This window comes from Ralstonia sp. GX3-BWBA (assembly GCF_003290055.1).
Classification (GTDB): domain Bacteria; phylum Pseudomonadota; class Gammaproteobacteria; order Burkholderiales; family Burkholderiaceae; genus Ralstonia; species Ralstonia holmesii.
This window is the reverse complement of sequence record NZ_QMKS01000012.1, coordinates 252,704-273,433: the sequence shown is the minus strand read 5'-3', so window position 1 is coordinate 273,433 and position 20,730 is coordinate 252,704. Positions and strand designations below refer to the sequence as shown.

At 65.2% G+C, this 20,730-nt stretch carries 22 protein-coding genes; 10 read left to right on the top strand and 12 right to left on the bottom strand.

Annotation, left to right across the window (positions count from 1 at the left end; genetic code table 11):
* Positions 1-14 precede the first annotated feature (14 nt).
* From DOD19_RS15565 to DOD19_RS15545, 5 genes are all read right to left on the bottom strand, one after another.
* Positions 15-1,676, bottom strand: a complete 1,662-nt coding sequence (locus DOD19_RS15565) for an S-layer protein (RefSeq protein ID WP_112186425.1) — start codon at positions 1,674-1,676, stop codon at positions 15-17.
* 455 nt (positions 1,677-2,131) lie between these two features.
* Positions 2,132-2,260, bottom strand: a complete 129-nt coding sequence (locus DOD19_RS27950; RefSeq protein WP_343226189.1) for a DUF2795 domain-containing protein — start codon at positions 2,258-2,260, stop codon at positions 2,132-2,134.
* The gene (locus DOD19_RS28250) at positions 2,257-2,520 is read right to left on the bottom strand and encodes a hypothetical protein (protein ID WP_343226188.1); all 264 of its coding nucleotides are present in this window, start codon (positions 2,518-2,520) and stop codon (positions 2,257-2,259) included. Before DOD19_RS28250 ends, DOD19_RS27950 begins: the two co-directional genes overlap by 4 nt.
* A 453-nt stretch (positions 2,521-2,973) precedes the next feature.
* The gene (gene dinD, locus DOD19_RS15550) at positions 2,974-3,843 is read right to left on the bottom strand and encodes a DNA damage-inducible protein D (protein WP_112186601.1); all 870 of its coding nucleotides are present in this window, start codon (positions 3,841-3,843) and stop codon (positions 2,974-2,976) included.
* A 411-nt stretch (positions 3,844-4,254) separates the two neighbouring features.
* Positions 4,255-4,728 carry an Rrf2 family transcriptional regulator gene (locus DOD19_RS15545; RefSeq protein WP_037031847.1) on the bottom strand — a complete coding sequence of 158 codons (474 nt, stop codon included), beginning with the start codon at positions 4,726-4,728 and terminating at the stop codon, positions 4,255-4,257.
* 230 nt (positions 4,729-4,958) lie between these two features.
* Between DOD19_RS15545 and DOD19_RS15540 the strand changes: the two genes are divergently transcribed.
* The 5 genes from DOD19_RS15540 (at position 4,959) to DOD19_RS15520 (ending at position 9,927) form a co-directional block, all read left to right on the top strand.
* Positions 4,959-6,164 carry a globin domain-containing protein gene (locus tag DOD19_RS15540; protein ID WP_024977140.1) on the top strand — a complete coding sequence of 402 codons (1,206 nt, stop codon included), beginning with the start codon at positions 4,959-4,961 and terminating at the stop codon, positions 6,162-6,164.
* Positions 6,165-6,184: 20 nt separating this feature from the next.
* Entirely contained in the window at positions 6,185-7,399 is a 1,215-nt protein-coding gene (locus DOD19_RS15535) for an NnrS family protein (protein WP_024977139.1), read from the top strand.
* 73 nt (positions 7,400-7,472) lie between these two features.
* Positions 7,473-8,930, top strand: coding sequence for a PLP-dependent aminotransferase family protein (locus DOD19_RS15530; RefSeq protein ID WP_112186423.1), 1,458 nt, complete (start codon positions 7,473-7,475; stop codon positions 8,928-8,930).
* A gap of 79 nt (positions 8,931-9,009) precedes the next feature.
* Positions 9,010-9,447: a carboxymuconolactone decarboxylase family protein gene (locus DOD19_RS15525; RefSeq protein WP_024977137.1), complete on the top strand. Its 438-nt coding sequence runs from the start codon at positions 9,010-9,012 to the stop codon at positions 9,445-9,447.
* 48 nt (positions 9,448-9,495) lie between these two features.
* The gene (locus tag DOD19_RS15520; protein ID WP_112186420.1) at positions 9,496-9,927 is read left to right on the top strand and encodes an SRPBCC family protein; all 432 of its coding nucleotides are present in this window, start codon (positions 9,496-9,498) and stop codon (positions 9,925-9,927) included.
* A gap of 4 nt (positions 9,928-9,931) precedes the next feature.
* Here the strand turns inward: DOD19_RS15520 and DOD19_RS15515 are convergent, their stop codons facing one another.
* A complete protein-coding gene (locus DOD19_RS15515; protein ID WP_112186418.1) occupies positions 9,932-11,233 on the bottom strand; it encodes an MFS transporter in 1,302 nt (433 codons plus the stop codon).
* Between the two features lie 176 nt (positions 11,234-11,409).
* Positions 11,410-12,294 carry a LysR family transcriptional regulator gene (locus DOD19_RS15510; RefSeq protein ID WP_112186416.1) on the bottom strand — a complete coding sequence of 295 codons (885 nt, stop codon included), beginning with the start codon at positions 12,292-12,294 and terminating at the stop codon, positions 11,410-11,412.
* 115 nt (positions 12,295-12,409) lie between these two features.
* Between DOD19_RS15510 and argC the strand changes: the two genes are divergently transcribed.
* Together argC and DOD19_RS15500 are read left to right on the top strand one after the other, a co-directional pair.
* The gene (gene argC / locus DOD19_RS15505; RefSeq protein WP_112186413.1) at positions 12,410-13,342 is read left to right on the top strand and encodes an N-acetyl-gamma-glutamyl-phosphate reductase; all 933 of its coding nucleotides are present in this window, start codon (positions 12,410-12,412) and stop codon (positions 13,340-13,342) included.
* A 166-nt stretch (positions 13,343-13,508) separates the two neighbouring features.
* Positions 13,509-14,345, top strand: coding sequence for a bifunctional allantoicase/(S)-ureidoglycine aminohydrolase (locus DOD19_RS15500; RefSeq protein ID WP_112186411.1), 837 nt, complete (start codon positions 13,509-13,511; stop codon positions 14,343-14,345).
* Between the two features lie 85 nt (positions 14,346-14,430).
* On the opposite strand, the gene tam is transcribed toward DOD19_RS15500, so the two are convergent.
* Positions 14,431-15,210, bottom strand: coding sequence for a trans-aconitate 2-methyltransferase (tam, locus tag DOD19_RS15495; RefSeq protein ID WP_112186409.1), 780 nt, complete (start codon positions 15,208-15,210; stop codon positions 14,431-14,433).
* A gap of 92 nt (positions 15,211-15,302) precedes the next feature.
* Between tam and DOD19_RS15490 the strand changes: the two genes are divergently transcribed.
* Positions 15,303-16,199: a LysR family transcriptional regulator gene (locus DOD19_RS15490; protein WP_112186407.1), complete on the top strand. Its 897-nt coding sequence runs from the start codon at positions 15,303-15,305 to the stop codon at positions 16,197-16,199.
* A 58-nt stretch (positions 16,200-16,257) separates the two neighbouring features.
* Here the strand turns inward: DOD19_RS15490 and DOD19_RS15485 are convergent, their stop codons facing one another.
* A complete protein-coding gene (locus DOD19_RS15485) occupies positions 16,258-16,566 on the bottom strand; it encodes a hypothetical protein (protein WP_112186600.1) in 309 nt (102 codons plus the stop codon).
* 212 nt (positions 16,567-16,778) lie between these two features.
* A complete protein-coding gene (locus tag DOD19_RS15480) occupies positions 16,779-17,906 on the bottom strand; it encodes a nickel/cobalt efflux protein RcnA (protein ID WP_112186405.1) in 1,128 nt (375 codons plus the stop codon).
* Between the two features lie 98 nt (positions 17,907-18,004).
* Between DOD19_RS15480 and DOD19_RS15475 the strand changes: the two genes are divergently transcribed.
* Positions 18,005-18,277: a metal/formaldehyde-sensitive transcriptional repressor gene (locus DOD19_RS15475; protein WP_024977127.1), complete on the top strand. Its 273-nt coding sequence runs from the start codon at positions 18,005-18,007 to the stop codon at positions 18,275-18,277.
* Positions 18,278-18,631: 354 nt separating this feature from the next.
* Complete coding sequence (locus DOD19_RS15470) at positions 18,632-19,495, top strand: DMT family transporter (protein ID WP_112186402.1); 864 nt, start codon at positions 18,632-18,634, stop codon at positions 19,493-19,495.
* A 68-nt stretch (positions 19,496-19,563) separates the two neighbouring features.
* Here the strand turns inward: DOD19_RS15470 and DOD19_RS15465 are convergent, their stop codons facing one another.
* Entirely contained in the window at positions 19,564-19,953 is a 390-nt protein-coding gene (locus DOD19_RS15465) for a hypothetical protein (protein WP_112186400.1), read from the bottom strand.
* Between the two features lie 166 nt (positions 19,954-20,119).
* Positions 20,120-20,554, bottom strand: a complete 435-nt coding sequence (locus DOD19_RS15460; RefSeq protein ID WP_024977124.1) for a universal stress protein — start codon at positions 20,552-20,554, stop codon at positions 20,120-20,122.
* Positions 20,555-20,730 lie beyond the last annotated feature (176 nt).

Genomic DNA, 20,730 nt, shown 5'->3' with positions numbered 1-20,730 from the left:
TACTGCTTCGGCGTTTATTGCACCGACACAAACACTGGGTTCGAGTAGAACCACAGATCGTTGTAGTTGCGATCGTTGATGGCGTTGAAGCGCGCGGCGTTTTCCGTCACCACAGTCTTCTGATCCGGCAGCGGGTTGCCGTTACTGGTTTCGCCCGACACGTTCATGCCGAGGTTGGTGCCGCGCAGGCGGAAGTACTGGTTCTTGGCCGCTGTGTAGGTGTACGTGATGCTGTTGTAGCCGTCGGCGTCGACCTTCCAGTCTGCCTTCGTGAACGTGGCGATGACTTTGGTGGAGTCATTGGTGTCTTTCGCATAGGCTGGCGTGCCCGATGCAGCCTTGCCCGTCACGTCGCCCGCAATCAGATCAACGTGATCCACCACCGGACGCATGTTGACCTTGAAGCCGCTGCCCAGCGGGTACTCGTAGTTGTTATGGTCGGGGCTCTTGAAGCGGATGGTGATCGTCACCTTATCACCGGCCTTGGCCGAGAGCGTGCCGCCCATGTCGGTTGACGTGGTCGTGGTACCCGCACTGAAGTCCAGCGCGTTGATGAGGTCGCCAAACACGGCGAACGATTTGCCCGAGCGCATGGCCGTCAGCAGTGTCTTCAGGTCGGTGCTGGTGCCCGGCAGCCAGATGTAGGTCTTGGCGTATTCGCCGGGGTAATAGCCGCTGCTGAACTGCTGCGTGGCGTCCACTTCAAAGTGGTGGTCGGAATCGGCAAAGTTCCAGACGCGGCGGCCCTCGCCGAGCAGCGCATCCCAGATGCCGCCGACTTGCGCGACCACGTAATCGACGCCGCCGTAGGTGCGGTTCTTCAGGTTGGCGTCGGTGTAGGCGCTGGTATAGCCGCCGCGGTCGGGTTCCATCTGGTTGCCGACCATGCCTTCGATGCCGAACATGATGTCGGGTGCGGTGTCGTTGAACTCGCGGAAGTCCGCCACCGTGTACTTGCCCGGGTTGCGCGACGGATGGTTGATCAGGCCGTAGCTCGAGTTCGGGTAATTCGTCTTGAGCCACTTGAAGGCATTGACCACATCGGCATGCGTGGTGCCGGCGCGCGGGCCTTCCTGCTGCCACGCGGTCACATCGTTCGGGTCGAACAGCGATGCGGACTGCTGCGTGAAGAAGTATTCGAACTTGTTCAGGCCCTTGGCCGACGTCTGCAGCTTGTCGGAGCCATCAAAGATGCCGACGTTCAGGTGGTCGTGCGTGGGCATGTCCCACTCGGCAGCCGAGAAGATCAGCTTGCCGGCGTACTTGCCTGCCGCCTGCGCCTGCGCAATGGCGGGCATCTCGTACTTGGCGATCCCGGCGGACGCGGCAATGGAGCCGCCCGCAAGCGCGGCGCCCGTGGCATCGCGCGGCGACGGGCGCAGGTGGTTCGATACGGCCATCCAGTCCAAGCCGTTGAGGTCGAACGCGTGGTCGAGCACCGTGGACAGCGGCGTGACGGCATCGACGGACTCCGCCGTGTGCACGTGCAGGTCGCCCATCGTCCACATACCCTGCGGCTTGGCGGGCTGTGTCGGCGTGGTGGGCGTCGTCGGTGCCGGCGAGGTGCCTGCAGTGCTCGTGGGCGCGGGGTCGTCGCTGCCGCCGCACGCGTACAGGCCGAGGGTCATGCACGCCGGCACCGCAATCGCGAGCAGCGTTTTCTTGGTCGAAAGCATTGTGGTTTCCTGTCGATTCGATGAGGTCGGGCAAACGCTTCCGACCACCCATGCGTGTGGGCGGCTCTTGCACGACTAAAACGTTTGCGCGGCCGAATCTTGGCGGGAAACCATGAAAATTTAGTGACGAAGCGGCATGAAAACAGGAAGCGGCGTGGCCCAAAACGAAGCGGTTGGACACGCAAACAGCGCGCAAAGAAAACGGCCCCAAAAGGGGGCCGCGTGCATCGCGATTTGTCCCGGCGTCAGGGCAAGGCCTTGGCGGACGTAGCGAGGAATTATTTCACGGCGGGTTTTAACTGCTCCGCCATCTGTCGGACTTGCCCGCCGCTGCCTGCGCTATACCAAGCGCCCCGCCACAGCCCAGCGCGCCCCAACAGCCGACGCGGCAACACGGCGCGCGCCAATATGCTGTGTCGATCGGTTCATGAATCGTCCTCCTGCGCGGGTGCGCATCACATTTCGTGGCCGATGGCCTTGGAAACGGCGGCCGGCGTGTCGTACTCGTCGCCGGGCATATCGCGCAGCGTCCTGAGCGTCCTGAGCGTGCTGTCGTCTGCGCCGTTGGCCTGCGCGGTCTTCACCAGCTCCTGCTTCTTCGCCGGTAGGACGCGCCCTTCAGGGCCTTCTGAATGCCGATCGGCGAATGCGTTGCGTGTTCACGCCCGCTGCCGCCCTGTGTGCCGCGCTCGTGCGACTTGGCACCCGCACGTTCAGACGATTTGCCGGCGCTGCCGTGGCTGGCGTGTCCGCCACGCTCGTTGCCGGATGCGCTGCTGCGCTGGCTCTGGGACGTCGATTTCGAGTGCGATGCGTGCTTGCTCTTGTCGCGATTCGGTTTCATGAGACCTCCGCTGGTCGGTTGATTAGGCCCTCACCGGAAATGGCGCGGCCAACAACCGTCTTGCAGCAGCGAACATGCCTGCGCGGTGATGCGGTGAGCGCGGAAGAGACACGCTAGGTAGAAGCGGCGCGCGGGCTACGTCAGCCATGGTGGCGTCGTGCGCCTCATGCGCGAACGCCGGCAGCGCCGCTTCGTCGGCAATGCTGCCTGCTGTGATATGGCGAACAACGTGCGGCGGGCATGCGGTTCGTTGACTAGAGCCGCCTGCACTGCCCCTGCAGACCCGTTAGACATTGCGCTCGCAAGATTGCGTGCCAAAACGCAAAACAGGTCTGGTGGCGCGGTTGGGTGCGTCGCCAGCACTTGCCATAGCTCTGGCCAGAGGCGTAGCCAGAGCGCGAGCGAAGTGCCTGGCTGGCCGCGGGAATCAGGCCGTGCCACGGCAGCCGGCATTCAAGTATTTTCCGGCTCAGAGGGCTCGGCGTCACTCTTCAGCTGCCGAAGTTCTTTCTCGATCTGCTTGATGCTCTTGGCTGGCGTAGGCAGTTTCTCGGGCATGGTGCCGCCGATCTCGGCAATGGTCTGGCGCACCTTGGCGCCTACCTCTCGATGCGTCTCATTGGCCTGGCGCTTGCCACGCACGTTGTCGCGCCGCAGCTTGTCTTCCGTCTGCGTGGCGCGGAACAGGTTGGCGGCCAGTTCCGTGCTGCCCATGTGGTCCAGGATCTTCTGGCTCTTCTTCAGGCTTTTCGTCGTGTGGATGTCTTTGGCGCCCAGACCGCCGTAGAGGCCTTTGTAGCCGTGGTCCTGGAAGATGGCGTAGTCCAGCCCGGACTCCACGCCAGCCTTCTTGGCGGCACTCGTGAGCGCTTTGTTGTGCTCGGTCAGCTCGCCGCGAAGCATGAGGCGGCGGGCGTCTTCGGATAGCTGGCCTAGACGCCCCTCATCCGCCAGTTCCTGCCGGCGTGTCTGCACGGCAAAGTACGTCTGCCCGTTGGCGATGACGGGCTTGGAAGGGTCGCCGTTCTGAACGATGAGGTAGCAGGCGTATCGGGTGAGCCGGTAGTCCGTCACCCGACGGGCGGCACCGGAGCCGAGCTCGACCATTTTGTCGAACTCGACAAAATGGTGGTCGGTGGCCTGGCCGGAGCGCTCGCAGGCCAGCTTGGCCTTTTCAATGACTTGCACAAAGTTGCGCCAAGCTTGGTATTCCAGCACCGGCGCCAAGTCCCGCGCAAACCAGAACTCGGAATCGTCCTCGTTCAGTTGCCGGATACTCTCAAATGTTCGTGCATGTTTGGTGTCGACACGTTTGTCGCTCATTGCCTGCCCCAGATGGCGGGCACCTGGGCTGCGGGCCGACAGCGTGTCGGGCACGGCGCCGCCGCGCGTGTGCGGGCGGCGTGAAGCCTGGGTGCCGATTGTTTGCGGAGCAGACAATCTAGGCGGCGTCAGGCACGGTTGTTGTCAAACGTTGTCAACTTGCGCCGGAGTGGGCGCGGTGCGTCAGAGCAGTCCTGCAAACGGACGGTGCTGCAGCGAGGCAAACAGCGCGTCGAGTTGCGCCAGTGCAGCGCGGTGGGTGGATCTGCACGACTACAGTTTCTCCAGCCCATCAGCCGCCGCTCCGGTGGTGCCCGAAGTTCGAACGGACGACGGACTGGAAGGACGCCAAGGTCAAGGCATTGAAGATGCGCCCGGTAGCCACCGGAAGAGCGTTCCGGTGCGCGCCGATCAGCCCACCTTGCGCTTGGTCGCACGCGGCATCGGTAGCGGCGCCTCTCCCAACGCCCGGCTGACCGCGTTCGGCTTGTCGACCAGATCCTCCAGCGTGTAGCCATTGAGGACCTCAAAGTACGCCCGCAACGCCGCGTGCAGCACGCCCCGCAAGCCGCACACGCGCGTGATGACGCAGTGGTTGTCGTCGCCATGGAAGCACTCGACCATGCGGAAGTCGGGCTCGGTGGCGCGCACCACATCGCCAAGGTTGATTTCGGCCGCTGGGCGGCCGAGCGTGATGCCGCCCGCGCGCCCGCGCACGGTGTGCAGGAAGCCGTCCTGCCCGAGCTGCTGGACGATCTTGATGAGGTGGTTCTTGGGAATGTCGAAGGCATCCGCAATGCGCTGGATCGTGACGAGTTCGTCCGGGTGCACGGCCACGTAGATCAGCGTGCGCAGGGCGTAGTCGGTGTAGTCGGTCAGTCGCATGGCGGGCGTGCGGGTTTGCCGCAGATAAAAACATTCATGAGAGGCACATCTTATCGGGAAGTTGCCTCCAAGATGCGCCGGTTTGCCGCAGGTCAATTTGTTGCATCACAAATATATGTTTAATAGAATCCAATGCAAGCGGTTGCCTGAGCACCAGGCCAACCAGAACAAAGCGTGACGGCGCCCCCCGTCTTATTTGTTGCATATTTCACGCATATTTGGAGTCCAGCATGCTGTCCGACAAGTCCAAGCCCTATATCGATGCCAGCGTTCCTGTGCTGCGCGAGCACGGCTTGACCATCACCCAGACCTTCTATCGCAACATGTTCGCCAGCCACCCCGAGCTGACCAACGTGTTCAACATGGGCAACCAGGCCAATGGGTCGCAGCAGCAGTCGCTGGCGTCGGCAGTGTTTGCGTACGCCGCCAACCATGGCAACAACGCGGCGCTGGCGCCCGTGGTCAACCGCATCGTGCACAAGCATGCCGCTGTGGGCATCAAGCCGAGCCACTACCCCATCGTCGCGCGCCACCTGCTGGGTGCGATTGCCGAAGTGCTGGGCGATGCCGCCACGCCCGACCTGCTTGCCGCCTGGGACGAGGCCTATTGGCTGCTCGCGGCCGAGCTGATTGCGGCTGAAGCACGCCTGTACCAGCACACCGGCAGCGGCCCCGACCATCGTCAGCCGGTGCGCATTGTCGAGCGCCGTCAGCAGGCCGAAGACGTGGTCTCGCTCACGCTCGAAGCCGTGGGTGATGCGCCGCTGGCCGATTTCCTGCCGGGTCAATACATCTCGGTGCAAGTGGAGCTGGCGCCGGGCGCGCTGCAGCAGCGCCAGTACAGCCTGTCGGATGCGCCGAATGGACGCACGTGGCGTATTTCGGTCAAGCGCGATGCGGGTGATGCCGATCGCCCGGCGGGCACCGTGTCGAGCTGGCTGCACGCCAATGCGCGCGAGGGCGATGTCCTGCTGGTCAGCCAACCCTACGGCGACTTCGTGCCGCAACTGGCAACCGACAACCCGATCGTGCTGATGTCGGCCGGTGTTGGCATCACACCCATGATCTCGGCGCTCAACACGCTCGCGCAGCAGAACAGCGCGCGCAAGATCGTCTTCAGCCACGCCGGTCGTGCGGCCTCGCATGTCGCCCACGCCGATGATCTGGAGCGTGCCGCACAAGCGCTGCCGGCGTTTGAAGCGCACGTGTTCCTGGAGTCCGGCGAAGACGCGGAGTTCGCACAGCGCCCGGCCCAGCCCGGCCGCATGACGGTCGACACGTTCGTGCGCGACAACGGCACGGAAGCGGACTTCTATCTCTGCGGCCCGCTGCCGTTCATGCAGGCACAGCGCGCGGCGCTGCTCGCCAGCGGCGTGCCGTCGGAGCGCATCCACCGCGAAGTGTTCGGCCCCGATCTGCTGGACGACATCCTCTGACCTGAACCACGGAAATCACCATGCCCCGCCAAGCCCCGTTGCTCACCATCGGCAAGCCCGACCCGGCAAGCCGCGTGCCTTACACGGGGCGAGCGGTCTTCGCGCTCGGCTTCCGGCCGTTCTACCTGCTCGCAGCCGCGTTTGCCGCGCTGGGCATGGCGTTGTGGGCAGCGTTGCTGCTGGGGGTGCTGCCGTCGGCGCAGGGTCCGGCCACCATGGCGCCGCTGTTCTGGCATGCCCACGAGATGGTGTTCGGCTTTGCGGCAGCGGTGGTGGTGGGTTTCCTCTTCACCGCGGGCAAGAACTGGACGGGCCTGCAGACGCCACAAGGCGCGCAACTCGCTGCGCTGGCTGCGCTGTGGCTGGCGGCGCGTGTGCTGATGTGGACGGGTCCCGTGCCGCTGGCCGTGGCGGCGGATGTGGCGTTCCTGCCGGCGTGCGGCGTGGCGTTCCTGCGCGTCCTGAGGCGCGCAAAAAGCGCACGCAACTACGGCTTGGCGATCGCGTTGCTGGTGCTCGGTGCCATCAACGCCGCGTTCCATGCGGCGCTGGCACTGGAGGCGCCGCTGGCCGCATTGCGCTGCCTCGATGCGGCCGCCGGGCTGGTCTGCCTGTTCGTCACGGTCATTGGCGGGCGCGTCATCCCGATGTTCACGTCCAACGCCGTTCCTGGTGCACACGTGCGCCGCGTGGTGTGGGCCGAGCGCGCCATCGTGCCGGCGACGGCGCTGGCCGTTGTCATGCTGGCGACGCCGCTTCAAGGCATTGTTCCGGCCATCGTGTTTGCGGCGGCGGCAGTCGTGCAGGCCGTCCGCTGGGCCGGCTGGGACACGCGCCGCACGCTGCGCACGCCCATCGTCTCCATCTTGCATGTGGCGTATGCCTTTCTGCCCATCGGCTTTGCCATGTTGGCCGCCGCAGCGCTCGGTTGGGGCGATCGTTCCACCGCGCTGCATGCGCTCACGGCGGGGGCAATCGGAGGTGCCATCATCGCCATGATCACGCGCACCGCGCTGGGCCACACCGGCCGGATGCTGCGCACGGGCCGGGCAGAGAATTTCGCCTACGCAGCCGTCGCGCTGGCTGCAGTCGTGCGCGTGGCGGGGCCCGCCTTCTTGCCGCGCGAAGTGTGGATCGGCGGGGCGAGCGTGCTGTGGGTGGCGGCGTTCGTGGCGTACCTGTGGCGCTATACGCCGTGGCTGATGGCGCCGCGCGCTGACGGCCGGGAAGGCTGAGCTTCACCCCTGCCCTTCCCGCCTCCGGCGGCTTCCGTAGAATGGCGCAGCCCCTTAGCACACTGCGCCCACGATGGATGTCCATTTGACGATCCACGGCCGGCACGACCTTGCCGGCCAGCTCTATCGACAACTCCGCACCGCCATCCTCGATGGCCGGCTCGTGCCGGGTGAGCGTCTGCCCTCCACGCGCGACCTTGCGCTGCAGATTGGTGTGTCGCGCAAGACCACGCTCGACGTATTCGAACGCCTCATCGCCGAGGGCTATCTGCAGCCGCGCGCCGGCTCCGGCACCTTCGTGGCCGAAGCCACCGAAGGGTTGCGCGCCCGCACGCCGGCCGCTTCGCCTGCGGTACAACTTGCGTCGCCCACGCCGGCCGTACGCACCTTCGACACGCCCTGGAACAACATGCCTGCGGTGCTGCCCGTCCCGCGCGCGAACCTCGTCTACGACTTTGTGGGCGGCGTGACGGAGAAGCGCCTCTTCCCGTTCGACGTGTGGCGGCGTTGTGTTGCGCATGCGCTGCGCCAGCAGGCCCGCGGGCGCGGCGGCTATCACGACCCGGCGGGCGACCAGGCGCTGCGCCTGGCCATTTCGCGCTATCTCGCATTCAGCCGCGCGGTGGTGTGTGCGTGGGGCGATATTGTCGTCACGCAGGGCGCGCAGCAGGCCATCGACCTGATCGCCCGTGTGCTCGTGCGCCCCGGCGATACGGTGGCGATCGAAGACCCCGGTTACCCGCCCGCACGCATTGCGCTGCAGGCGCTGGGTGCCAAGGTCGTGCCGGTGCCGGTAGACGCTGAAGGCCTGGTCGTCGATGCGCTGCCGAAGCACGCGAAGCTCGTCTACGTAACACCGTCGCACCAGTTTCCGTTGGGCATGCCGATGAGCTTGGCGCGCCGAGCGCAACTGCTCGATTGGGCGCAGCGCCATGACGCGCTGGTCATCGAAGACGATTACGACAGTGAATTCCGCTTCGACGGCCGCCCCATGGAATCGCTCAAGAGCCTGGACGCCGCCGGTTGCGTGGCTTACGTGGGCACGTTCTCCAAAACGATCTTTCCGGAGCTGCGCATCGGCTACGTGGTGCCACCCGCTTCGTTGGTGGCGCCGCTGCGGCACGCCAAGCAGGTGGCCGACTGGCACAGTGAATCGCTCATGCAGGCGGTGCTGGCCAAGTTCATGCTCGACGGCGATTTCGGCAAGTACCTGCGCCGCATGCACAAGGAGTACGCGGCACGCCGCAATGCGCTGCTGCAGCATCTGCGTGGCCCGCTGGCACCGTGGCTGGCGCCCGTGCCGTCGGCGGCGGGCATTCACATGGCAGCGCAGTTGCAAACGCCGTTGGCGGAAGCCGAGCTGGTCAAGTTGGCGGAGAGCGTGGGCGTCGGGCTATACGGCACAGCCAGGATGCATGTGGCGCGGCCGCCGCAGCCTGGGCTGCTGATCGGCTATGGCCATGTGAACGTTGCGGAGATCGACGCGGGCCTCGGCAAGCTGGCGGAAGTGTTGGCTACAGTGGCTACCTGATATTCGCTGGGATTGGCAATTTCAAGGTGCCACTGCGGCGCCTAGACTGGCTCCAGTTCTCAAGCACAGGAGCCATCTCATGGAACCCCGCCTCGACTTCTATCAAAGCAATCCCGCCGCTATCCAGGCGGTCATGGGCCTCGAAAAAGCGCTGACCAAAAGCACGCTGGAAAAACCGCTGACTGAACTCGTGCGTCTGCGCGCCTCGCAAATCAACGGCTGCGCCTATTGCGTCGACCTGCACACCGCCGATGCCCGCAAGGGCGGTGAAGACAACCGCCGCCTGGCTACCGTGTCCGTCTGGCATGAAACGCCGTTCTTTACCGACCGCGAGCGCGCCGCGCTGGCGTGGACGGAAGCCGTCACCCTCGTCGCACAAACGCGCGTGCCGGATGACGTCTGGCAGTCCGTGCGGGCGCAGTTCTCCGATGCCGAGCTGGTCGATCTCACGCTGCTGGTCAGCACCATCAACACGTGGAACCGCCTGGCCATCAGCTTTCGCAAGCTGCCCGCCTGAGCGCCGCATATACTGCCTCGCACGGCGCGCACCGCCCACGGAGGCCACATGCTGCACAACGTCCGCACCCTAAGCGTGAATGTCGAGCGTCACTTCGATGATGTGGCCATGTTCCTGGCCGAGCCGCTGAACTTCCCGATCTGGGCGACAGGCCTGTCGGAAGGGCTTGCGCCCGGCACACAGGGTTCGGGCGCGGCACCCGACGAGTGGATCGCCAAGGCCGCACCCAACAGCGACGAAGGCAGCGTGTTCATCCGCTTCAGCCCGCCCAATGAATTTGGCATTGCCGATCACTGGGTCCGCCTGCCGGACGGATCGATCGTCTACGTGCCGCTGCGCGTGGTGCGCAACGGCGCGGGCACTACCGTCTCGCTCACGCTGTTTCAGCAACCGAACATGGACGACGCACAATTCAACGCCGATGCCGAATGGGTGCAGCGTGACCTGGTGAAGCTGAAGATGGTGCTGGAAGCCGAATAACCCCTCAGGCCTTTTCGGCTCGCGGCGCTTGCGGCGCCGTTTGCGGACCGGACGCTCCGGCGGATGCCGGAGAGGCACCCAGCGACGGGTCGCCGTGTGTATCGGATCCCTTCACCTGGCTCACCCAGAACACGCAGAACAACCCCGCCGCCACGGCCAGCCAGCCGTTGAGGCCATAGCCTTCGATGCGTCCACCCGCGCCACTGGACAGCAGTAGCCCGCCCAGCCACGCACCTACGCCGGTACCCACCGACATCACAGCGCTGTTGGCCGACAGAAACGCACCGCGCACCTGCGGGGCGGGCACCGTCGTCATCAGCGCTTGCATCGGCACCATACGGCTGGAGAGGATCACCATGAAGAACGGGAAGAACAGCAGCATGCCGATGAAGGGCCAGTCGGGCAGATGCGTCATCACCAGCACCGGGATGAACGCCAGCAGTGCGGCGCCCACGAACACGCGGCGGCGGCCGTAACGGTCGGCCAGCTTGCCCACGGCGCGCGAGCTGAAGAACGACGCCGCGCCGCCGGCCACGTACAGCCATGACAGGTTTTCTGGCGACACCCCGTGGTTGGCCACCAGCACCGGCGAGATGAACGGAATCACCATCATGTGCGAGCCCATCATCACGAAAGTCAGCACAAAGGCGCGCAGGTGGCGCGGGTTGGTGAGCAATTGCCACAGGCCGGAAAGGATCTCGCCCAGCGTCTGGCTGCGCTTGCCTGCCAGATGTTCGGCCAGCGGCGGAATGGTCTGCCGTGCGCCCAGCCAGATCAGCACCGTGAGCGCTGTCAGCAGGAAGAACGGCGCCGACCAGCCGAAGTGCGCGCCAATGGCAATGCCCACGGGCACGCCCGCCATGGCCGCCAGCGCAAACGACGACATCACCACACCAGTGGCGGCGCCGCGCCGTGCGGGTGGCACCACGTCTGACAGCACGGCCATGATGATCGACCCGAGCACGCCGCCCGTGACGCCCGCAAAGGCGCGGGCAAACAGCAGCATGCCGTAGCTGCCCGACAGCGCGCAGGCCAGGTTGGCCAGCGTGAAGAGGCCGTAGACGGTCAGCAGCAGGCGGCGCCGGTCAAAGCGGTCGACATAGGTGGCGGCCAGCAGGCCGGAAGCACCCGAGCACAGCGAATACACCGACACCGCCGTGGCGAACGCCGCCGGACCGATGCCAAACGTATGCATGATCTGCGGACCAAGCGGCATCATCACCATGAAATCCATGATGACGGTGAACTGCGTGAGCGCGAGCAGCCAGAGCAACCAGCGCTCGCGCGAAGAATCAAGTAAGGGCATGAGGGCGAGCGAAGAAAGGGAGGAGGCGGCGCGCGCAGGCTGGAGCCGGAACCGGCCGGCTGGCACACCGCAGTGTGTCAAAAAACATATCTTACGATAGTTGTCGCGACACAAGAAGTCAAACTTTATTCAAGCGGGATTCTGCGCCTCGTCACGATTTCGAGGCGTGCAATGCGCTATTTCGCCCGGAGCATCCAAAGCACGTCGAGCACGTGCTGTGTCGATCGCTCTACATGACCGGCCCGGTGGGCGATACCAAGCTCTCGCCACAAGGCCGGCCGCAGCGGGCGCATGGTGATGCGCGTATCCGATGGCGCGTCCGATGCCTCATGCGGCAGCAGCGTTGCACCATAACCGGCCGCGACCAGGCTCTTGATGGCGTCGTTGTAGTTGAGCTGGATGCGCGGTACGGGATGATGGCCGCCCGCCGCGAACCATTCGGTCGTCTGGCGCGAGAGTCGTGTGGTGGCGTCGTTCAGAATCAGCGATTGTGCAGACAGCCACGCGGGCGTGATGCGCGCCGGGCTCGTCCAGTGCGCCGGCAGGAACGCCATGACTGGGTCGCGCCGCCACGGTTTGATGGCGAGGCCGGCCACCTGCGATTGCGGCAGCGCCACCAGGCCAATATCCAAGGCCCCATCGGCGAGCCCCACCAGCGTTTCCTGCGAGGTGAGCACCGCCACCTGCACGTCGATGGCGGGGTGGTCTTGCCGCAGCACCTCCAACGCCTGTGGCAGCAGATGTGCGATCGCCCCGGTGGAAGCGCCCAGCCGCACGCGCCCGCTCAGGCCCTGCACTTGCCGTTGGATATCGTCCAGCGCCTGTTCGGCATCGGCGAGCAGCTTGCGGGCGCGGTCCACCATCACCTCGCCAATGGCGGTGGGCTGCACCTGCCCGCGCTTGCGTGAGAGAAGTTGCGCGCCCACGCGGTCTTCCAGCTCGGCGATGTGCAGGCTGACCGTGGGCGCCGCGAGATGCAGGGCCCGAGCCGCGTCGGCAAACGAGCCGCGGCCGGCCACTTCCACGAGGGTGCGCAGGCGGTCCAGACTGATTTCTCGCATGATTCAGAAAAGCTGAATGTGATGGTTGGGAAATTCAACTTTTCATATTCTAGGTGCCGCTCGAAGATGGGGGTTCGCATTTGCCACTACTCTCTTTCCACTGGAGCGCCCCGTCATGTCCACTCCCCTCGTCTTCATTGATGGCGACCAAGGCACCACCGGCCTGCAGATTCACGAGCGGCTGCGCGGCCGTGTGGAGCGGCAAGACCTGAAACTGCTGACGCTACCCGCCGCCGCGCGCAAAGATGCGCAACGCCGCGCCGAGGCCATCAACGCCTGCGATATCGCCATCCTGTGCCTGCCCGATGCGGCTGCGCGCGAGGCGGTGGCGACCATCGTCAACCCGGGCGTGCGTGTGATCGACGCCAGCTCCGCGCATCGCACCACGCCGGGCTGGGTGTATGGCTTTCCGGAGATGAACGAAGCGCAAGCCGATCGCGTTGCCGCAGCGTCGCGCGTGACCAACCCGGGCTGCTATCCGACCGGCGCGATTGGGCTGTTGCGCCCGCTCGTGCAGGCGGGCCTCGTGCCGGCGGATTACCCGATCAGCATTCATGCCGTGTCCGGCTATTCGGGTGGTGGCCGCGCCGCGGTGGAAACCTACGAAGGGCCGGAAGCAGCGCATGCATTGCCGTTCCAGGTGTATGGGCTGGGCCTGGCACACAAGCACACGCCGGAGATCCAGTTGCATGCGGGGCTCACGCAGCGGCCGATGTTCGTCCCGGCCTACGGCGCATATCGCCAGGGCATCGTGTTGACGGTGCCGCTGGAACTGCGCCTGCTCAACACCGGCGTTGATGCGGCCGCGCTGCACGCGTGTCTGACCGACCACTACGCTGGTGCGCGGCATGTGGAGGTGATGCCGCAGCAGGTGTCGTCCGCCTTGCCGCATCTGGATCCCCAGGCGCTCAACGGCACCAACGACATGCGTCTGGGTGTGTTCGCCAATGGCCACGGTCAGGTCTTGCTCACGGCGGTGTTCGACAACCTCGGCAAGGGCGCCTCAGGCGCGGCGGTACAGAACCTCGATCTGATGCTGGCGCGCTGATCTGCGCACCGCAGGGGCCAGTGGGTAGTGGCAAATCGAATGGAAGTCATCGCAACATTTAATTGGTCGATTGTGAGTGACTTCGCTATCGTCAACGCCGCCCGTGTACGAACCGCCCGATGCTGTTTGCGCCCGGGGCCGGACCAACCCATTGCCTGAATGCAATATGTCTAAGACCACGTATTACGCGCCGCATGGCGGCCATCCGCCGCAGACGGATCTGCTGACCGATCGCGCGATGTTCACCGAGGCGTACGCGGTGATCCCCAAAGGGGTGATGCGCGACATCGTCACGAGCTGGCTGCCGTTCTGGACCAACACGCGCCTGTGGGTGATCGCCCGCCCGCTCTCGGGCTTTGCCGAGACCTTCTCGCAGTACATCGTTGAAGTGAACCCGGGCGGCGGCAGCGACAAGCCCGAGCAGGACAAGAACGCCGAAGCCGTGCTGTTCGTTGTTGAAGGCGAGGCCGAGCTGACGCTGCAGGGCAAGAAGCACACGCTCACGCCGGGCGGCTACGCGTTCATTCCCCCGGGCGCCGATTGGACGCTGCACAACCTCAGCGATGCCGCGGTGCGCTTCCACTGGATCCGCAAGCACTACCAGGTCGTGGATGGCATTCCCTTGCCGGAAGCCTTCGTCACCAACGAACAGGACATCGAGCCGATCCCGATGCCGGGCACCAACGGCGCCTGGGTGACGACGCGCTTTGTCGACATGAGCGACATGCGCCACGACATGCACGTGAACATCGTGACGTTCGAGCCGGGCGGCGTGATTCCGTTTGCCGAAACGCACGTGATGGAGCACGGCCTGTATGTGCTCGAAGGCAAGGCTGTCTATCGCCTGAACCAGGACTGGGTCGAGGTGGAGGCTGGCGACTTCATGTGGCTGCGCGCGTTCTGCCCGCAGGCCTGCTATTCGGGTGGCCCGGGCCGCTTCCGTTACCTGCTGTACAAGGATGTGAACCGTCACATGAACCTGACCCTGAACCCGGCGCGCTAAGCGTCGCAGCGGTCGGACAAAAAAAGCCCGCGGCAGCATCAGCGGGCTTTTTTCGTGGCTGGCGTTTCTGTTTCTGAAACTCCAGCTACTTGCGTGTGGCCACGATGAACAGGCGCGGGAACGGCAGCAGCACCGTGCCATCATCGAATGCCGGATAGGCCTGGGCGATCGCGTCTCGATAGCGCGCGAGGAACGCGGGGCGCTCGTCCTCGCTCAACGCTGCCAGGAACGGCCGCAACGCGCTGCCCTTGAACCATTCGACCACCGCATCCGCGCCGCCTTGCAGCGGGTGCATGTACGTGGTGCGCCATACGTCGACGCGCGCGCACAGCGGCGACAGCAGCGCGTAATAGCGGCGCGCATCGAAGCGCTCCGTGCGCTCCACCCCCTTGAGCTTGCCGGCCCACGGCCCCGTGGCGGCCACTTCGCGCATCAGGCGGTGCGCCGGCTCATCGAGGTTGTCCGGCATCTGCACGGCCAGGTGTCCACCCGCCGCCAGCTTGCCGATGAGCTTCGGAAACAGCGTTTCATGCGACGGCAGCCATTGCAGCACCGCATTGGCGAGGATCAGGTCGTACGCGCCGGGCTCATTCCACGCGGCAATGTCGGCGACATCGAAGCGCACGTCGGGCAGGCGCTTGCGTGCGGCCTGGATCATGTCGGGCGAGGCGTCGGTGCCGCGAATGGCTGCGGCGGGCGCACGCGCCATCAGCGCTTCCGTTGAATTGCCCGGACCGCAGCCGATGTCGATGGCGACATGGATGGGCGTAGGTGGCACTGCGGCCAGCAGGTCCCGGACGGGTCGCGTGCGCTCGTCCTCAAATTGCACGTACTGTTTCGCGTACCAATCGTGTGGGGTCGTCACGATGCGCTCCTTCGTTTGCCGATGCGCGAAGTGTCCGGTTTCCTGATCGATCAGTAAAATGAATTCAATTTCTGGATTGATTCACGAAGCTGATGAAAATCGATACGCTGGGCGTGCAGGCATTTGTGGCGATTGCGGAGTGCGGCAGCTTCACGCAAGCTGCTGACACGCTGCACGTGACGCAGACTGCGATCACGCAGCGCCTGCGCAAGTTGGAGGCGTTCCTGGGCGTCGCGCTGGTGGAGCGCACCACGCGCCGGACCGAGCTGACGGAAATCGGTGAACGCTTCCTGCCGCAGGCGCGGCGTCTGCTCAACGAGCTGTCCGATGCGCTCACGGAGATTCGCGAGACCGGCCTGAGCCAGCGCGGCGACATCACGATCGCCTGCGTGCCGACGGTGGGTGTGCAATATCTGCCGCGCATCTTGCGCGCGTTCTCCGAGCACCGCCCGCACGATCGCGTGAAGATTCTCGACCATGCATCGGCGTCTGTGCTGCAAGCGGTGCTGCGGCGTGAGGCCGAGTTCGGCATCAGCATTGCGGGCGACCAGCATCCGGAGTTGGTGAGCGTGCCGCTGACGAGCGATCCGTATGTCCTTATCTGCCGCGACGATCATCCGTTGGCCAAGCGCCGCCGCATCCGGTGGCAAGCCTTGCAGCCCCACCCGCTCATCTTTGCCGGCGAGGTCAGCGGCAACCGCAGCCTGCTCGACGGCGCGCTCAAGGCGAGTGGCGTGATGCTGCATTCGTTCTACGAAGTGCAGCGCAGTTCAACAGCACTCGGCTTGGTGGCGGAAGGGTTGGGCGCGGCGGTGGTGCCGCGGCTCGCCATTCAGAAGAATGCGTATCCGATGATCCGCACGGTGGAACTGGTCGAGCCGGAGGTGTCGCGCACGCTGGTGCTCGTCACGCGCAAGGCGGCGCAGTTGTCGCCAGCGGCACGTGCCCTGTACGACCGGATCGTCGAGGGGGCAACGCCGTCGACGTGATGCCGGCGTAGAGGGGGCCGTGTCTCTTAGCGGCCCCTCTCATGCCATACGCAGCCGATCATGCGCTTGCGCCGTCCGTGCCGCCGGGGTAGCGCGTATCGCCGCGCCATGCGAGCGCATCATGTGCGCTGGCTTGCCGATCCGCGCCTTGCGCATACGGATCGAAGCGATCGTACTTCCACGACAGATAGCCGTAGGTATCAGCCTGACGGTCTGCACCTTGCGTGAACGGGTCCGTCTTGTCGACGGCGCCTTGCGTGTACGGATCGTACTTGGCCTGCGCGGCCGAAGCCGGTTGCGCGATGAACAGTGCGGCAGAAGCGGAAAGCGTGGCAAGCAAGGCCAGGGTAATGCGGCGGGTATGCATGGTGAACTCCTCGAGCGGTGAACGTGCCGCCGGAGGCGGCATCCCATCGGATCGCTGGCGGAGCGTGGCCGCCCGGATCCCACAGGTTGGTCGCGGTGCGCATGCAAACCTGACACTGCATCGACGAAAAACATGCCGCACCAACCTGTACCTGCAGATACGCAGGCCGCGCGGCAATGGATGCAGCCTTGCAGAAAAAAACGTGGACGTTGCTACGGCAGTTGCATCAGCCCGTGCACGCCCTGCCAGCCCACGTACAGCCCCACCAGGGCAATCAGCGCGCCCGAGAGGTACGGCGCCTTGCGCGCAAACTCACCAAAGCCACCCCAGCGGCGGGAGACGTGTTTCACGCTCAGTGCCGCCAGCGCGCCAGACGCCACCAGCGTGAGCGCCAGCCCGATGCTGAAGCACAGCACCAGCGCTGCGCCCAAGGTGATCTTCTTGAGTTGCAGGCACAACAGCAGCACGGTGATCGACGCCGGGCACGGAATCAGCCCGCCGGTGAGCCCGAACACGATGATCTGGCCCGTGGTCACTTCACGGTTGGCAAAGCGGTGGCGGATGTCGTTGGCGTGCGCGCGTTCGTGGGCGTCCTGGTATTCGGCAGAGGACACATCGAGCCCGCCATGGTCATGGTTGTGGTCATGCTCGGTGAACGTGACGTCATAGTCATGCCGATGGTGTTCGTGCCCGAGCGACAGGCGCGCCGCAAACGCGTGCGGCTCGGGAATGGATTGCTCCGATTCCAGAAAGCCATCGCGCTGGACGAAGCGGAAGGTCTGCCGGCTTCCGTCGGGCCGCTCGGTCACAACCTGCACCTGCTCGGCCGACCAAGCGGTGCCGCGCGTGCCCTCGCGCGTCAGCCGGAAGCGCGGCGGAACGCCGTCTTCAAAGATCGCCAACTGCACGACGCCATGGCCGGTGTCGATGCGCTGAACCTCGTCATGGCCGTGATCGTGATCATGGTGATGATGGTCGTGGTCGTGGTCGTGCGCCGCGTGGGTACTGCGCCAGGTGCGCCACATCATCCACGCTGCCACGGCCACGATCAGCACGGCAGACACCACCTGAAAATACGGTTCGGTGGTTTCGGCGTTCCAGTTGCGGCCGAAGTACAGGCCTGCCATGGCTACTGCCCACACCACCGCCGTGTGCGACACCGTGGCCGACAGCCCCAGCAACACCGCCTGCGTGAGCGTGCCGCGGATAGCAACAATGAACGCCGCCATCATCGTCTTGGAATGCCCAGGCTCCAGGCCATGAAGCGCACCCAGCAGGATCGCACTGGGAACGAACAGCCAGGCGTTGCCTTGCTGCAGCAGGGTGGTGAAGGCGGTCATGGATGGCAGTCAATAAATTCGGGTAGGCGAAATATACTCCCCCCTAGTATAGTGATGCTACCCTCCCGCATCATTTACACCACCTCGATACCTGATCCATGGCCCATACCATCCGCGATAAAGCCAAGCTGCTGGCGCGCGTGCGGCGTATCCAGGGGCAAGCCGCAGCGTTGGAAAAACAACTCGCTGAAGAGGGCGATTGCACGGCCATCCTGCAGCAGATTGCGGCCATTCGCGGCGCGGTCAACGGGCTGATGGCGGCGGTCATCGAGGGCCACCTGACGGATCACGTCGTGAAGGAACCCGCCGAGGCGCAGCGCCAGGAAGATCTCGACACGGTGATGCAAGTGATCAAGTCGTACCTGAAGTAGCGCCAACCTTGCGCTATGCGCGCGACCCCGATAGGCTGCTCCAACGCCATCGGCCAATTCTGATTCTTCGATTCTCCGAATCTTCGTCTTCATGTCCCGACTTCACGCCACCCTCCTCGCCGCCGGCCCTCGCGCCCGCGTGGATGACGTGTGCGTGCGGCCCGGCCCCTTCCCTCCTCCTGTCGTCTGTTCGGGCTACGACGTCGGCGCGCCGCCGCCGCCACATCTGCCCGCACTCGGCTGACTCTCAGCCGCTTCGTTTCCGGTTGATCTGAACCAGGCTCGGGCACACGCCCGAGGCAGGCGCTCGCCTGCGCGCCGGAACCCGACATCCTTTTTCGACAGGTGAGTGGTATGCGTTCCATGCAAGCCGCGCTGGCAGGGTCCGGCGCGACGGTTCTATTCGTGCTGCTGTGGAGCAGCGGCGCAATCTTTGCGGAGATCGGGGTGCAGCATGTCCCGGCGTTCGCGTTTCTGGTTGGGCGCTTTGCGCTCGCGTCTTTGGTGCTGGCGGGGCTCAGGTTCCGGCGGGGGCAATGGTGGCCGGCACGGGGGTCACGCCTGAAGGTGGCCGCCACCGGTGCGTTGCTCACCGGCGGCTATTCGATCTGCTATCTGCTCGCGCTGGACCGCGGCCTCACGCCCGGGCTGCTGGCAACGGTGCTCGGCGTGCAGCCGCTGCTCACGCTGCTGGTGACCGAGCGCACGTGGTCTGCGCGGCGGATGGCCGGGCTCGTGCTGGCACTGGGCGGCCTATCGCTCGTGGTGGGCGGAGCCGATGCGCACCAGGTGCCGATGGCCGGTCTCGGCTATGCGCTGGCCGCCCTCCTCAGCATGACGGTGGGCGCCATCTGCCAGAAGCGGCTGAACCAGTCGCCCATCGATACGCTGCCGCTGCAGAACGCGGTGAGCCTCGTTCTGTGTGCGGGGTTTGCATTGGCGCTGCCCGCGCAAACACCGACTTTCACGCTCAGCCTGCCCGGCATCACCGCCTTGCTGTGGATGGGCGTGGTGATGTCGGTGGGGGCGCAGTTGCTCTTCTACCGGCTCATGCAGCGCGGCAACCTCGTCAACGTGACGAGCCTGTTCTACCTTGTGCCGGTGGTCACGGCGCTGCTGGATGATTTGGTGCTGGGGCATCGCCTTGCGCCGGTTGCAATGGCGGGCATGGCGATGATTCTGCTGGGGTTGGCGGTGGCGTTTCGGGCGGCCCGCTGATTGAAGCCGGGGGCGAGCCATCCGGTCTTGGTGGCTCGCTCAACCATCGCCGCGCGGTGGCCGATGCCTTACTGCGCCAGCGGCCGCAACTTCCATTCCCCGCTTGGCTGCTTGCACAGCCATGCCGTCCACTGTTCCTTGCTGCTGCCGCGTGCCAGCTCGCTCTGCAGGCGGCGGCACGATTGCCCTGCGTCTGTCTTGGATTCCAGCGGCGTGATGGTCGCGTCGATGGCGGGTTGCTTGCCTCTGGCCGGCGCGGTCCATTGCGCGGGCGTGTTGTCGGCGGTGCTCTTCAGCACATCGCCGATGGCCTTGGTGAACGACTTCTGCTCCGTCGGGCTCATCGAGCCGATGATGGTGCTGGCCAGCACGTTACGGAAATAGGCGAACGAAGGCGTGGCGGCAGCAAACAGCGCGGCGCCCGCGAAGGCGAGCGCAAGACGGCGGCGATGCGACATGGGGTCCCCCAGGATGTGACGAAAAGGTGCCTTCATCCTAAACCATACCGCATCGGCCTGCGGTGCCAATGCGCGCTCAGCCGCGCCCATCGTCGGCAGCAACGGACCGCCGCTGGGGTAGCGCGGCGCGCAGCGGAGTTGAGCTGCTCCGCGCTCCCCGCCCCCTTCAAGCCTTGGGCGCCTTCACCAGCACCACCGGGCATTCGGCATGGGCAAGCACCCGGCCTGCCACCGAGCCCATCAGGGCTTCGACGAACACGCCGCGCCCATGTGAGCCCATGACGATGGCCGCGGCCCCCGCGCTTTGCGCGTGATGCACGATGCGGTCGGGCGGAAAACCCACCAGTGCATGCTGCTCGAACGGCACGCCAGCCGCACCCAGGACCGCGCAGACCGATGCCATGGCGCCGGTGCTTTCCTCCGCGTACCAAGCGTCGACCTCTGCCTTGCCGACGAGCGACTTGATATCGCCAGAAAGGTCCGGCATGCAGTGCACGACGTGCACCGTCACATCGCTGCCGAAGAGGGTCTTGTCGGCAATGCAGCGCGCTGCCGCATCGGAATAGGCCGATCCGTCCGTCGCCAGTACCAGGGTTTTCATGTGGCCTCCTTGCCATGTCCGCGGCCGCGCCCGTGCGCGGTCGGTGTCTGCTTCCAACTTAAGCGCTGCTGAAAGCAACGCGTTGATACGAGTCAACGGAAGCGCTGCGGTGCAGTCACCCGGTCAGCGTTTGCACAGGAAGGCAGGCAGAATGAGCAGGTTGCCCCAGACTTCGC